Source organism: Chryseobacterium sp. HR92, assembly GCF_045689405.1.
Classification (GTDB): Bacteria; Bacteroidota; Bacteroidia; order Flavobacteriales; family Weeksellaceae; genus Chryseobacterium; species Chryseobacterium viscerum_A.
In genome coordinates this window covers 4784540-4797824 of record NZ_CP139139.1, presented here as the reverse complement: position 1 = coordinate 4797824, position 13285 = coordinate 4784540, and the positions used below count along the sequence as shown (strand labels likewise).

Annotated in this window: 14 protein-coding genes; 4 read left to right on the top strand and 10 right to left on the bottom strand. The window is 36.4% G+C overall.

Going from position 1 to position 13285, the window contains the following annotated elements; all coding sequences use genetic code 11:
- Nucleotides 1-114 precede the first annotated feature (114 nt).
- Both SFA27_RS21725 and SFA27_RS21720 read left to right on the top strand, forming a co-directional pair.
- Nucleotides 115-2991, top strand: a complete 2877-nt coding sequence (locus tag SFA27_RS21725; RefSeq protein WP_407294839.1) for a carboxypeptidase regulatory-like domain-containing protein — start codon at nucleotides 115-117, stop codon at nucleotides 2989-2991.
- A 26-nt stretch (nucleotides 2992-3017) separates the two neighbouring features.
- A complete protein-coding gene (locus SFA27_RS21720) occupies nucleotides 3018-4442 on the top strand; it encodes a DUF5689 domain-containing protein (RefSeq protein ID WP_407294836.1) in 1425 nt (474 codons plus the stop codon).
- 137 nt (nucleotides 4443-4579) lie between these two features.
- On the opposite strand, the gene SFA27_RS21715 is transcribed toward SFA27_RS21720, so the two are convergent.
- From SFA27_RS21715 to SFA27_RS21685, 7 genes are all read right to left on the bottom strand, one after another.
- A complete protein-coding gene (locus SFA27_RS21715) occupies nucleotides 4580-5128 on the bottom strand; it encodes an inclusion body family protein (protein WP_047376397.1) in 549 nt (182 codons plus the stop codon).
- 278 nt (nucleotides 5129-5406) lie between these two features.
- Complete coding sequence (locus tag SFA27_RS21710; RefSeq protein ID WP_228408605.1) at nucleotides 5407-5877, bottom strand: DUF6702 family protein; 471 nt, start codon at nucleotides 5875-5877, stop codon at nucleotides 5407-5409.
- Between the two features lie 58 nt (nucleotides 5878-5935).
- Nucleotides 5936-6688, bottom strand: a complete 753-nt coding sequence (locus SFA27_RS21705) for a TIGR00730 family Rossman fold protein (protein ID WP_052184639.1) — start codon at nucleotides 6686-6688, stop codon at nucleotides 5936-5938.
- A gap of 8 nt (nucleotides 6689-6696) precedes the next feature.
- On the bottom strand, nucleotides 6697-7410 hold the full coding sequence (locus SFA27_RS21700) for a nucleotidyltransferase family protein (RefSeq protein ID WP_047376403.1): 714 nt from the start codon (nucleotides 7408-7410) through the stop codon (nucleotides 6697-6699).
- 70 nt (nucleotides 7411-7480) lie between these two features.
- Nucleotides 7481-7897, bottom strand: coding sequence for an RNase adapter RapZ (locus SFA27_RS21695; protein ID WP_264518834.1), 417 nt, complete (start codon nucleotides 7895-7897; stop codon nucleotides 7481-7483).
- Between the two features lie 85 nt (nucleotides 7898-7982).
- Nucleotides 7983-8387: a GxxExxY protein gene (locus tag SFA27_RS21690; RefSeq protein ID WP_407294832.1), complete on the bottom strand. Its 405-nt coding sequence runs from the start codon at nucleotides 8385-8387 to the stop codon at nucleotides 7983-7985.
- Between the two features lie 32 nt (nucleotides 8388-8419).
- Complete coding sequence (locus SFA27_RS21685; protein WP_407294829.1) at nucleotides 8420-9445, bottom strand: aminoglycoside phosphotransferase family protein; 1026 nt, start codon at nucleotides 9443-9445, stop codon at nucleotides 8420-8422.
- Nucleotides 9446-9686: 241 nt separating this feature from the next.
- On the opposite strand from SFA27_RS21685, the gene xrtF reads away from it, so the two are divergent.
- Entirely contained in the window at nucleotides 9687-10217 is a 531-nt protein-coding gene (gene xrtF, locus SFA27_RS21680) for an exosortase family protein XrtF (RefSeq protein ID WP_264518831.1), read from the top strand.
- Nucleotides 10204-10644 carry an exosortase F system-associated membrane protein gene (locus SFA27_RS21675; RefSeq protein ID WP_407294825.1) on the top strand — a complete coding sequence of 147 codons (441 nt, stop codon included), beginning with the start codon at nucleotides 10204-10206 and terminating at the stop codon, nucleotides 10642-10644. The genes xrtF and SFA27_RS21675 overlap by 14 nt, the downstream gene beginning before the upstream one ends.
- 13 nt (nucleotides 10645-10657) lie before the next feature.
- On the opposite strand, the gene SFA27_RS21670 is transcribed toward SFA27_RS21675, so the two are convergent.
- The 3 genes from SFA27_RS21670 to SFA27_RS21660 all read right to left on the bottom strand — a co-directional run bounded on the left by SFA27_RS21670 (nucleotide 10658) and on the right by SFA27_RS21660 (nucleotide 13205).
- The gene (locus SFA27_RS21670) at nucleotides 10658-11656 is read right to left on the bottom strand and encodes a cation diffusion facilitator family transporter (protein WP_264518829.1); all 999 of its coding nucleotides are present in this window, start codon (nucleotides 11654-11656) and stop codon (nucleotides 10658-10660) included.
- 57 nt (nucleotides 11657-11713) lie between these two features.
- The gene (locus tag SFA27_RS21665; protein ID WP_255813522.1) at nucleotides 11714-12706 is read right to left on the bottom strand and encodes an aspartate-semialdehyde dehydrogenase; all 993 of its coding nucleotides are present in this window, start codon (nucleotides 12704-12706) and stop codon (nucleotides 11714-11716) included.
- 67 nt (nucleotides 12707-12773) lie between these two features.
- The gene (locus tag SFA27_RS21660; RefSeq protein ID WP_034691532.1) at nucleotides 12774-13205 is read right to left on the bottom strand and encodes a hypothetical protein; all 432 of its coding nucleotides are present in this window, start codon (nucleotides 13203-13205) and stop codon (nucleotides 12774-12776) included.
- Nucleotides 13206-13285: the final 80 nt, after the last annotated feature.

Below are 13285 nucleotides of genomic sequence, written 5' to 3'. Positions count from 1 at the left end.
AAGGAAAAATACTGTTAAAAAAATTGTGAATTACAAAATTTGATTAAATTTGTGCCCCCAACTTTTAAACTGTTGAAAATTAACAAGAAAAGTATTAAAAAAATAAACATACTCATGATTAAAAAATTATCATTGATCTCTTTATTTACTTTGCTGCCTGCGTCATATTATTATGCGCAGACAACTGTGTTTGCGTATCTTAAGGATGCAGACGGTAAGCCTGTAGAGCAAGCAAATGTAGATTTAAAAGGAGCAGGAAATGATGCAACGGCAGACAAAATCGGATATTTCCAATTTAAGGATTTGATGCCTGGACATTATCAGATTATGGTTACCAAGCCGAATTTTGAAACTAAAATTTTTGAATTTGACGTAACCAGTGATGAGAAAAGAAAAGATCTTGGAGTAATTACTCTTTATTCTGCATTGAACGGTGCAGATCAGGGGTTGGCTATCATAGAAGATTCTGGAGAAAATGATGGCGGTGGTGCACAGCAAACAGCAACGGTAGGATTATTACAATCATCTCAGGATGTTTTCAACAGGATTGCAAGTTTTGATTTAGGACCATATTGGTTCCGCCCAAGAGGAATTGATAGCAGAACAGGTGAGAATATGATCAATGGGGTTTCTATGGCTGCTGCAGATAATGGAGATGTAGACTTCAGTACCTGGGGAGGATTAAACGAAATTACCCGTTACCCGGAAATTGCAGCTAATCATGCACCTTCCGAATATGCTTTCGGAGGAACTACCGGAGTATTTTATAAGAATACAAAAGCCAGTGAGTACAGAAAAGGAAGCCAGCTGACATACTCTCTTACCAACAGAAACTATACCAACAGATTATCTTACAGATTTTCCTCCGGAATGAATAAGAATGGATGGGCATTTACAGGAATGATTGCGAGAAGATGGGCACAGGAAGGGATCCAAGATGGTACTGCTTATGATGCATACAGTGGATATATTGGTATTGAGAAAAAATTCAGTGACAGTCATACCATGACCTTAAATGCTATTGGTTCTAAATATGCGAGAAGCTCTTCAAGTCCAAGCACTCAGGAAGTATATGACTTCAGGGGAGTTCATTACAACTCTTATTGGGGATGGCAAAACGGAGATAAAAGAAATGAACGAGTAAAAAGAGGTTTCCAGCCAATGATCCAATTGCAGGATTTCTGGAAAATCAATAAAAACTCTCAGCTATGGACGTCTGTTTCTTACCAGTTTGGGAAAGAGTACAGTTCAAGACTGGATTGGTACAGAGCAAATAACCCGTCTCCAACCTATTACCGTAATTTACCAAGCTATTGGCTAAATTATAAAGATCCATCTCCGGAACAGGCTGCAAACATCGGAATTACAAGAGACTGGTGGACCAATGATGATCAGTCTCATACACAGATCAACTGGGATAATCTTTACAATGCGAACAGAAACGTAGAATACAATGCGTTACTAGGCGGAAGAAGAGCAGCTTATTATCTTGTGGATGATGTAAAAGATGATAAAGTGTGGAATCTGTCTACTCACTATACTTATAACTTTAGCGATACGTCCCGTTTCATTTTAAACTTATCTTACCAAAACTACAGATCTGAGCAGTACAGAGAAGTAAATGATTTGTTAGGTGCTGATTTTGCACTGAATATGGACCCGTTTGCATCCAATACAACAGCAGGAAGTGTTTGGGGTAAATTTAATACAAGAGAAAGTGATACTGATGTTGCGAAAAGAGAAGGTGATAAAATAGGGTACAGCTATATTTTCAGAAGACAGGAATTTAAAGTAAATCCTGCATTCAAATTTTCAACTGGGAAATTTGATGTTTTCATTTCCGGATTATTCGGATATACAACGAACAGCAGAGAAGGATTGTTCCAACACTATCTGTATGAATCTTCTTACGGAAAAGGAGCAGACCAAAACTTCTGGAATGCAGGGGTTAAAGGTCAGGTTACGTATAAAATCAATGGGAGAAACTTCCTTGTTTATAACGGAGCTTACTTTTCACAATCTCCTTTCTTAAATGATATTTATTTTAATACAAGAGTAAGTGGTGTTACAACTCCGGGGATCAAGAACGTTGTTGTAGATGCCAACGATCTGAGCTATGTAATTTCTACTCCAATTGTAAAACTGAGATTGACAGGTTACCTTGTTAACACTCAAAATGAAACAAGTGTACAAAGATATTTCGCACAGGGAGTTAAGCTGACTACTCTGACTGAAAGCGGAGATCAGACTCCTGTACAGGATGGTGCTTTCATTACACAGGTATTGGCAGGAGCCAATAAGAGAAATATAGGTATTGAGCTTGGTGCACAGGTAAAAGTTACCCCTACTTTAACGGCCAGCGGATTATTAAGCGTAGGGCAATATACTTATACTAATAACCCTACTGTTTATTTTGCCTCTGACGCTGTTGGAACATTCAGAGAACTTGACGGAAACGGAAATATCGTATCAAGATCTTATACAAACATGGGTGAAGCAACCCTTAAAAATTACAGACAGGGCGGAACTCCTCAGGAGGCATACACATTAGGTCTTCGTTACAGCAGCCCTAAATACTGGTGGGTAGGAGCTACATGGAACTATTTCGGACATTCATTTCTTGATCCTTCTCCGGTAACCAGAACAGAAAGATTCTATATGAACCCTAATACACCGGGAGTACCTTCTGATAATGTAACGGAGGAAGAACTTGCAAGAATTCTTACTCCTACAAAATTACCTTCAGCATTCTTCTTCAATGTGAATGCAGGGAAATCCTGGATGATTGGTAAGTATTATGTATTGGTGTCAGCATCTGTAAATAATATCCTTAATAACAGAAACTTTATTACAGGAGGGTTTGAGCAGACGAGAAACGTTAACTATACTGACTATGCTAATGATTATGACAGCGGAAATATGGTATTCGCTCCTAAATATTGGTATAATCAGGGTAGATCTTATTTTGTTAACCTTCAATTCAGATTCTAAAAAAATTAAATTAAAAATCGAAAACAATGAAAAATATATATTTTAAAGCGGCGATCTTTACAGCCATTTCAATGCTGGCGTTCTCGTCTTGTGTAAAAACCGATGATTATGACGTGCCGGAAATCAAATGTACTAACAAATTTGCAGCGGCTAACCACCAGTTATCTGAGATTACAACCATTGCAAAAGCAAAACCCGGTGAAGCCGATATCATTAAAGAAGATTTCATCGTAGAAGCTTACGTTTCTTCAAGTGATGAATCTTCAAATCTTTACAAAATGATGTTCCTTCAGGATAAGCCTGAAAATCCAACTCAAGGTATTGAGATTGATATCGATGGTGGAAGCCAATATCTTGCTTACCCGGTAGGAGCTTTAGTAAGAATCAACCTTAAAGGATTGATCGTTCAGGGAGTTAATGGAAACATTAAAGTAGGTACTTATGACCCTAATTATCCTATCGGTAGAATCAACCCAAATAAAGTTTCAAATTACATGGCAAGAGTTTGCGACGGACAGAAGCCTGTAGTAGCCGCAATGAAACCATTAGAGTTCAACTTTATCTCTGATGCCCTGAAAAACGGTGCGCACATTAACCAGCTTGTGAAAATAAAAAACGTTCAGTTTGAAGAGCCAGAATTAACAAAGAACTTTGCTGACGAATCAGCTACAGGGGATCGTTATATTACGGATAAAAAAGCAGGCAGATTAGATCTTCGTTTCAGTAACTTTTCAACTTTTGGAAAATCTCCAATTTCTCCTAAATATGAAAAAAGTGGTGATATCGTTCTTGTTTTAAGCCGTTTTACAAGCTCAAATAACGCGACGGTTTTCACAGATCAGGCTTATATAAGGGATCTTAATGATATTAACTTCCCGAACGCCAGATTCACCCCAGGGGAGCCGGAGCTTCCTTCTGCGAATGCCGTAAATCTTTTCCCGAGCTCTGATTTTGAAAACTGGGCATCTTTCCTGTCAAGTTTAAATAGCTTTGGGCTTATGCCTTATGCATCTCAGGGTAGTGGTTTGGGGTATAACGGTACAAACTCTCTTCAGATTAAAGGTACACCTGCCAATAATGACTATGTATTTACAGCGAATGCTGCGTCAGGAATACCAGCAACTCCAAAGAGAATTACAATGTATATCAAAGGTACTGTATCAGGGAAATCACTTTCTTTCAATGTATACAGAGCAACACCACTAGCTCCTAATACGTCTGCTTTCTATACATTCAATTTAGGAACATTCTCTACAGGTGCTACTTTAAGCCCTGAAAGTACCAATTCATATACCGGGTCAATCAATACGAACGGACAATGGAGGCTGATTGAGCTTACCCTTACAGGTCTTACCGATCTTAATATTACCTCTGGAAAACCTATGTTTGCCCTTAAAACAGGGAAAGATGGTATTTATGATCTTCAGATCGATAACATCAAAATTGAGTAATACATTAGGATAAAATATATTCTGATACAATTCTTAAAAATAGAATCGGGCAGCTTGAAAAGCTGCCCGATTCTATTTTATGAGTTAAATAAAATACATCGAAAAACACACATCAGCAGTGGTTTTATTATTTTCGTTTACTTAACCGTAATTGTTGGATCCCAGTAAAAGTAACCGTACAAGATCTGTTTGTTACTGTCATTCGGATCTAAAATGTAAAGTCCAAACTGTACGTAGAAGTTCTCTTTCCCTGTTGCTTTTACTTTAGAGTCGATACTGGCAAAAGTGATATCGGCAGCAGCGGCAGGAAGACCATTCTGAGAATTTAAATTAGGTACAGCAGCCTGTCTTCTTTCAACAGAATTGTATATAAAACTGTTGAAAACCTGATCTCCAGACCAGTATTTAATATTGTAGATGATGACAGCATCATCGGAATTCTGGTAGATGGATGTTCCTCTGAAAGAAACCGTATCTCCGGCTCTTGCACTGAAATTCAGATCAGCGGAACCTTGTCCGGAAATAGCGTTGGCATTGGAAACAATCATATGCTGGCTGTTATGATCAATTCCTGTAGGATTATTAGGATCTTTACTTGGGTTTTTATAAGTATCTCTTACATAATCCGTGTCAATAACAATCAGGACATCTATTTCCTGACTCGATGATTTAAGTTGTTCGTCCATGATATTTGGTTTTAGTTTGGTGTTTTCTTACTCATTTGGCTTTTCAGATTCTGCCCCGTTATTTAAGTGATTCCGGCTTCACATCTTGGTGTAATTACAATACAAATGTACATTGCTGAAATTGAATATTTTACGGTGTAAATGCTGAAATTGTTAATTAGGTATTTGTACGTAATTAATCTCTTTGATGTGATTTGTTTTAAGTATAAACAAAAAAATACCCTGAAAAGTTTTACTTTCCAGGGTACCCATTTTATAATGGTTAAATCTAATTCACGTTAAAAAGAAACCTCATTCACTTCTTTTCCTCTCTGAAAGTTCATTGTTTTCTGGCTGCCTTTGTAGGCAATGTTCACCAGATTGATCTGCTTAGGAAAAGCGCTTAAAAGGATCGTATTTTTAATCTTTAAGGTGTTGATATCTGAAACGCCTCCGGTTTCAAAATACACCCATACAGTTTCTCCACTGACCTGACTTCCTGTAAAGGTTATCGTTTTAGGAGCCCCATTGACAAATACATCAAAATTATTGTTCACATATTTTTTTACCTCTGCTTCAAATCCAGCCGTGTTGGGGTTGATCTTGATTGCATCAGAGATGTGGCTTGTATTCATTTTTGTGGTAAACTTCAATGTCTTGCTTCCATCAACATAATCCACTTTGGTCATTGAAGAGAAAAAGTCTACATACATAAAACTCATTAACACAAAAAATGTTAAAATTCCTGATATATATAAAAGTTTTTTCATCTTAATTAATAGATTTACAATCATACCTGTTAGTTATAAGTCACAAATAATATGCCAATTAAAAATTTACATTCACAGAATACTTATCATAAAAGGCTTTAATATGTGCTACAGCCTCGTCAGCGGTATCTACCACACGATAAAGATCCAAATCATCTTCAGCAATCATTCCTTCTTTTAACAAAGTTGCTTTGAACCAATCCAGTAATCCTCCCCAGAATTCACTTCCTACCAGAACAATTGGAAATTTTCCTATTTTGTTGGTTTGAATAAGAGTCATTGCTTCAGTAAGTTCATCCAATGTCCCGAAACCGCCTGGCATTACTACAAAACCCTGAGAATATTTTACAAACATTACTTTCCTTACGAAAAAGTAATCAAAATTCATAGAATAGGATTTATTGATATAAGGATTAAAATGCTGTTCAAAAGGAAGATCAATATTCAGTCCGATAGATTTTCCTTTAGCATTGAAAGCTCCTTTGTTTCCTGCTTCCATGACCCCCGGACCGCCTCCGGTAATAATTCCGAAACCTAATTTGGTGATCTTTTCCGCAATATCTACAGCCATTTCATAGTATTTGTTCTCTGGCTTCAGCCGTGCAGAACCAAATATAGAAACGCATGGACCAATCTTGGCCAGTTTTTCGTAACCGTCTACAAATTCAGCCATGACCTTGAAGACCATCCAGCTGTCTTTGGCGATTGTTTCGTCCCAGGTTTTCTGTCTGAAACTGTTATGTAGTTTTGTTTCGTTAATGTCAAGTTCCGGATTTATTAAACTTTCATCCCTAGTTCCATCAATTTCCATTGCAAAATTTATTTAAAATGTTTTTCGGCTTCTGTTACAGATGAGGGTCTTCCGACGTCGATAAGAATACTGTCGTGTACAAAACCATGTATATGCTCGGTCTGCATCAGGTCCAGATATTCTTCCATAACAGAAAATTTGCCTGTTCTTTTTATTTTTTCGAAGATCGTAGGATTGATACAATGAATTCCACTGAAAGCAAGGGCTTTAAAGCCTTTGTTGAATTCCGCCAGCCTTTGTTCACCAGTTTGTACATTCAGCCAGCCTCTCAAAACCATATCATCATTGAAAAGGAGTTTTCTCGAACTTTCTCTGTCGGAAACCGCTAAAGTAGCAAAATCTTTTATCTTTTTATGGTATTCCACCAGCGCATTGATGTTCAGGTCGGTGAGGATATCCGCATTCATGATTAAAAAATCTTCTCCATGATCAAGAAATTTTCTCGCAAAAATCAAGCCACCTCCTGTTTCAAGAAGTTCGTTGGTTTCATCAGAGATTTCAATCCTGCATCCGAAATTATTATTTTTATTTAAAAAATCAACAATCTGATCTCCGAAATGATGGATGTTAATCACAAAATCCTTTATTCCGAAACTTTTCAGATAAGTAATATTTCTTTCCAGAAGTGGAATTTCGTTTACTTTTGCCAAAGCTTTCGGATGATGATCTGTAAACGGTTTAAGTCTGGTTCCTTTTCCTGCAGCGAAAATTAGAGCTTTCATAATAGTATAAGTAATGAGTGATAAATAATGAGTAATAAATAAGCGTAATAAGAAGATTACTTATTGCTCATTACTGATTACTAATATTCAATTGCGGCTGTTCATCGTGGTGAAGGGTGATCTCGGTTCCTTCAGGATATTTTTCCCGGATAAAATCAGCGATTTTTATAGCGGAATATACCGATCTATGCTGTCCGCCTGTACACCCAAAGTTGATTTGCAGATGTTCAAATCCTCTTTCAAGGTAGTTGTCGATATTGATCGAAACAAGGGATTTTACCAATTCTAAAAACTTTGGCATTTCCGTTTTTGTCTCCAGATATTCCTGAACTCCGATGTCATTTCCGGTCTGAATTTTATATTCTTCAATTCTTCCTGGATTTAAAATTCCACGGCAGTCAAAAGCGAAACCGCCTCCGTTTCCTGAATTGTCTTTAGGAATTCCTCCTTTCTTGTATGAAAAACTGTGTATCTCGATGTGTAGCATATTCTTTTATTCTTTCTTTTAAATTTTTAAACCATTAAGATTTATTTAGGTTTTAAGGTAAGTTAAGATTTTGATAAATCAAAATTTAGTCAGGAAGCTCTTTGAAAAATTCATTGATAAAGGGTTTCATTGACTTGGTAATATTGTTCGTAAAAAAGTTAATAAGAAGGCCCTGTGGCTTTTTAAGAACTTTCATGTAAGTGAGTAGTTGTGCCTCATGTATTGGTAAGACTTCTTCTACTGCTTTTAACTCTATAATAATTGTATCATTGACGAGGAGATCTACAACAAGTTTTGTTTCAATTTCTATCCCTTCATAATTGATGGAAAAATACAACTGTTGCTTAACTTCATAACCGTTTTTAAGAAGTTCAATCTTTAAACATTCTTCATAGACACTTTCAAGGAGACCAGGACCAAGAGCCTTATGGACTTTAATGGCAAAGCCAGTAATTTCATATGACAGTTGAGTAATTTCTTTTTTGGTCATAACCTTAATATTCTTAATAGCTTAAAACTTTCTTAATGGTTTAAATTAATTGTTTCTTCAATTTTTTGTTTTGCTTTCTCTGATGTCAACTGTTGAATTACCTTCTTCAGCTCCGGATAATCATTCATCTGCTCCCATGAGTCGGCAAATTGCGTAATATTCTGAATCCCTTTTTCAAGGCTGGCCATAAAATGCTGTTTTCTCTGAATCAATCCTCTGAATCCGTAAGCACCCAAAACCTGCAAAAATCTCATCATCTGAATAGGCATCACCGCATCTTTTAGTTGAGTTCTTGTTTCAGGATCTTCAAACTGCTGAATATAAAATTCCAGCATTTCCTGTTTGAAGTCTTCTGTGAAGTTGGCTTTGGCCTGAAAAAGAAAAGAGATGACGTCGTACATTAACGGGCCCTTCATTGCAGACTGGTAATCGATGAAAGAAACTTCATTTTTTTCATTTATCATGATATTTCTTGCCTGGAAGTCCCGGATCATGATTCCTTTAGGCTCAAGATTTTCAATAAGTAATGCAATCTTTTTGAATTCCTTTAAGAGTGTCGATTTGTTGTATTCAAGCTCCAGAAAATCAGCTACAAAGTTTTTAAAGTAATAAAGATCATGAATCACAGGCAGTTCATCATAACTTTCATACTCGAAGGTTTTTGAAAAATCAATTTTTCCCTGTGTCTGTGTCTGCATTTGGAAAAGACACTTCAGTGTCTGTTGTACCAAAGACCTTACAGCCGGGGATTGCTGTTCTTTTGTAATAATCTCCGAAAGGGTGTGCTGTCCCAAAAATTCCTGGATGTACATTGTTCTGTCATCAGAAACAGCAAGAATAGAAGGGGTATTAAGTTTCAAATTTGAAAATACTTCAGAATAGTAAAGAAAACTTTCATTTTCTGGGATATTTTCATTGTACGTGATGATGTATTTTTCAGTGCCGGCAGTGGCCAGAAAATTTACCCTCGCAGAGCCGCTTTGAGCTAATGTGACGAATTCGGAAGATTTTTTACCTAAATGGTTTTCAAAAAATCGTTTTGCGTTTTCAGAAGTCATAATATGGAAACAAATATACTAAATTAACATGAGTTGGGAATTATAGTTTAAAGAAGTGAAAATGTGAAGAGAAGAGACCGCTGTAATGAGGATCTGAAAGAAGTGTTGAATATTTATTTTACTGAGTATTTTAAAGAAAAATTTTCAGTATTATGTGTGCGATTGTAGAATCTGATGGGTGTTTTTTTAAGTTTCTTAATTCAAATTCAGGATATTACAGGCTAATTTTTATCTTTGCAGAATGCTGAAAGACTTTAAACCTGTTTTAGGTATCTTATTGCGTTTCATTATTATTTACCTGGTACTTCTTTTTGCCTATCAGTTCTATCTGAATAGCGGTAAAAGTTCCGGGTTGGATTCTTTTTCAAGAGTAATTGCCAATCAGGCGGCGGCTTTGCAGAATGCCATAGGTTATCCTACGGAACTTTATGATGATGTAAAGAATGAACAGGTTTGGTTTTATGTTAAACAACGTTATGAGACGAGAATGGTGGAGGGCTGCAATGCTGTTTCTGTTATCATTCTGTTTGTCTCTTTCGTTTTTGCTTTTTATAAAGGAATGAAGACTTTTGTCTTTGTCGGGGCAGGGTTGATTATACTGTACATAATGAATCTTCTGAGAATTATAGGATTGAATATCGTCATGACAGATCATAAGGAATATGGTAAAATGTTCCATGATTTTATTTTTCCTGCCATTATTTATGGAAGTGTCGTTGTACTTTGGCTGGTCTGGATTAAATTTTTTGCTTTAAAACATGAAAATTCTTAGTTGGCTTCTGGTTATAGCAGGAATCTGCGGGTTGATAGGTGTAAGAGTTCTGGAAGGAACTATTTTTTATGATCCGTTTCTGGACTACTTTCATGAAGCAAATAAAAATATCGAATTCCCTGCATTTGAATGGGGAAAGCTGATTGGCGGACATCTATTTAGATTTGTTTTAAACCTTTTGTTTTCCTGCCTGATTATCCATGGGTTGTTTAAAAATAAACAATGGACATTGCAGGGCGCTGTAATGATGGTTATTGTGTTTATGATTTCTCTTCCAATTTATCTGTATTGTATTTCTGACAGATTCGAGATAGGATATCTTTTTTCTTTTTATATGAGAAGGTTTGTGATCCAACCTTTGATTATACTTCTGATTGTTCCCATGTTTTATTACAGAAAACAGATGATGAATAAAGAGGTTAGATAAGTGAATTTATCTATTATTCTACGGTATGCTTGTCTACACTGGTTACATTTTCAGGAGTCCATTCTACGCGTTTCACAAAGTCTTTCTCACGGACAGGGCATTCTTTGATCTGACATACCGGACATGAAATCGGTTTACAGTCATCCATATGGAAATTGAACTCAATAGTTCGTTTCATGTTTTTGGCAAGAAGAATAATTACTTTTTCCATCTCTCCATGGGCATCACGAAGGTCATAATACCATGGCAATGTTATATGAGCATCAATGTGTAGAGAAGAACCAAACTGTTGGATTTTCATATTGTGTACATCAATCCATTCTATGTGTCTGTTTTCTTCAAGGATTCTAATGACCTGATTTAGTATTTCAGGATCCTGCTCATCCATAATGCCGCTTAAAGATTTTCGGACAATTTTATAGCCTACGAATATGATATAAAGCCCGAAAGATAGTGCTACTACAGAGTCCAGCCAATAAATTTTGGTGAAGTAAACAATAATTAAGCTGGCAACTACTCCAAGAGTGGTAATAGTATCGGACTGAAGGTGTTTACCGGATGAAATAAGAACCAGAGAATTTTCTCTTTCTCCTTTCTTTATAGAAATATACCCCAGCAGATAATTGATAATTGCAGTGGCAGCAATAATCCATATCCCAAGATCTATTTTGCTCAGGGTTTTCCCTACGATAAGGCTGTGAACTCCTTCATAGATGATCATAACGCCGGCAATAGCGATAAGAGCTCCTTCAATACCGGAAGTTACGAATTCTACTTTTCCGTGACCGTATGGATGGTCCTCATCTTTAGGCTTGGCTGCAAGATGAAGGGAATAAAGTCCCATGAATGCACTGATGACATTGACAATACTTTCCATGGCGTCGGAAAATACTGCATCGGAATTGGTGAGTTTCCAGGCAATAATCTTTCCGATAAAAAGGATAACTCCAAACACTGCAATGAGTTTTTGGAATCCTATTTTCTCTTTGTGGGTATTTTTCTGGGTATTCATATAAAGTTTGATAAAAAAAAGAATCTCAATTTTGAGACTCTTTTTTATTTTGTTAGTTTATACTAAGTTGTTTGCTACAAGGTATTCTGCAATTTGTACAGCGTTTGTTGCTGCCCCTTTCCTCAGATTGTCTGCTACGATCCAGAGGTTGAGCGTTTTAGGCTGTGAAAGGTCCCTTCTGATTCTTCCTACGAAAACTTCATCTTTTCCTTCCGAATATAAAGGCATCGGGTAGTGGTTATTTTTCACATCATCCATTACGATTACGCCAGGAGTTTCGGATAAGATTTTTCTTACTTCATCCAGTTCAAATTCATTTTCGAATTCAATGTTTACACTTTCAGAATGTCCTCCCTGAACCGGAACTCTTACAGCTGTTGCTGTTAAGTTAAAGGTGTCATCTCCTAGAATTTTCTTAGGCTCCTTCATCAGTTTAATCTCTTCTTTCGTGTAATCATCATCAGAGAATACATCACAGTGTGGCAATGCATTTTTGAATATCTGATAAGGATATACTTTCGCAACTGAATCATCTCCGTTGATTTCTCCGTTTAGCTGATCTACAGCAGCCTTACCAGTTCCTGTTACAGATTGGTAGGTAGAAACAATTACTCTTTTTAAATCATATTTTTTGTTCAATGGTCCCAGAACCATTACCAATTGAATGGTAGAACAATTCGGATTTGCAATGATTTTATCTTCTTTTGTTAAAACATCAGCATTGATTTCAGGAACTACCAATTTTTTATCAGGGTCCATTCTCCAAGCTGAAGAATTATCAATCACTGTGATTCCTGCTTCTGCAAACAGAGGGGCAAATTCAAGGGAAGTAGAACCACCTGCAGAGAAGATTGCAATATCCGGTTTGGCAGCTATAGCGTCCTTCATGCTTACGATGGTAAATTCCTTCTGTTTATACTTCACCTTCTTGCCTACAGATCTTTCGGATGCTACCGGGATTAATTCTGTTACAGGGAAGTTTCTCTCCTCCAAAACTTTAAGCATAACTTGTCCAACCATTCCTGTTGAACCTACTACAGCTACTTTCATTGATTTAATTAAAAATTTAAGATTAAACTATTTATAAATTATAACGCATATAATTTCTTTGTCTGTTTTAAGCTCCAAAGACTCTTGTCCAAGGGAACGCGAATGCAAATAAACCTACCGCAATCAGTCCCATAATCACTACTCCTAAAGAAATAGTATCATTGGATTTTACCTTTTTGTTGACGATAGTCATCAAAACGGCTGCAATAAGCATAGAGAATGGGTGTTCAACATATTGGAATCTTAATGCTGCATTTTTCATTACTTCTCCCATGTTTAATCCTTTGCTAAAAGTTGTGATCAACATAATGATTCCCAATAAAAACTGAACGTGGAAGAAAATCATCGTGAATAGAGTAGTTTTCTTCAAAAATTTGTTCACTTTTCCACTGAAACCGAACATGGTAGCTAAAAGTGCAATAACAAATAATGTTACCAAAAGAATTTCAAGATACCCGAAACCTTTGTGGGCATTAAGTAAAATGTTGTAAAAATCCATAATCCTATTTTTTTGTACACAAAGATAACAAAAATCCCGGCTCAAAGCCGGGATTGATATTTATAAAATCTAATATTGTG

Bases quoted from the DNA above. Each gene is read 5' to 3' on its own strand.
- SFA27_RS21725 (WP_407294839.1), top strand. From the start codon at position 115: ATGATTAAAAAATTATCATTGATCTCTTTATTTACTTTGCTGCCTGCG.
- SFA27_RS21720 (WP_407294836.1), top strand. From the start codon at position 3,018: ATGAAAAATATATATTTTAAAGCGGCGATCTTTACAGCCATTTCAATG.
- SFA27_RS21715 (WP_047376397.1), bottom strand. From the start codon at position 5,128: ATGGACGAACAACTTAAATCATCGAGTCAGGAAATAGATGTCCTGATT.
- SFA27_RS21710 (WP_228408605.1), bottom strand. From the start codon at position 5,877: ATGAAAAAACTTTTATATATATCAGGAATTTTAACATTTTTTGTGTTA.
- SFA27_RS21705 (WP_052184639.1), bottom strand. From the start codon at position 6,688: ATGGAAATTGATGGAACTAGGGATGAAAGTTTAATAAATCCGGAACTT.
- SFA27_RS21700 (WP_047376403.1), bottom strand. From the start codon at position 7,410: ATGAAAGCTCTAATTTTCGCTGCAGGAAAAGGAACCAGACTTAAACCG.
- SFA27_RS21695 (WP_264518834.1), bottom strand. From the start codon at position 7,897: ATGCTACACATCGAGATACACAGTTTTTCATACAAGAAAGGAGGAATT.
- SFA27_RS21690 (WP_407294832.1), bottom strand. From the start codon at position 8,387: ATGACCAAAAAAGAAATTACTCAACTGTCATATGAAATTACTGGCTTT.
- SFA27_RS21685 (WP_407294829.1), bottom strand. From the start codon at position 9,445: ATGACTTCTGAAAACGCAAAACGATTTTTTGAAAACCATTTAGGTAAA.
- xrtF (WP_264518831.1), top strand. From the start codon at position 9,687: ATGCTGAAAGACTTTAAACCTGTTTTAGGTATCTTATTGCGTTTCATT.
- SFA27_RS21675 (WP_407294825.1), top strand. From the start codon at position 10,204: ATGAAAATTCTTAGTTGGCTTCTGGTTATAGCAGGAATCTGCGGGTTG.
- SFA27_RS21670 (WP_264518829.1), bottom strand. From the start codon at position 11,656: ATGAATACCCAGAAAAATACCCACAAAGAGAAAATAGGATTCCAAAAA.
- SFA27_RS21665 (WP_255813522.1), bottom strand. From the start codon at position 12,706: ATGAAAGTAGCTGTAGTAGGTTCAACAGGAATGGTTGGACAAGTTATG.
- SFA27_RS21660 (WP_034691532.1), bottom strand. From the start codon at position 13,205: ATGGATTTTTACAACATTTTACTTAATGCCCACAAAGGTTTCGGGTAT.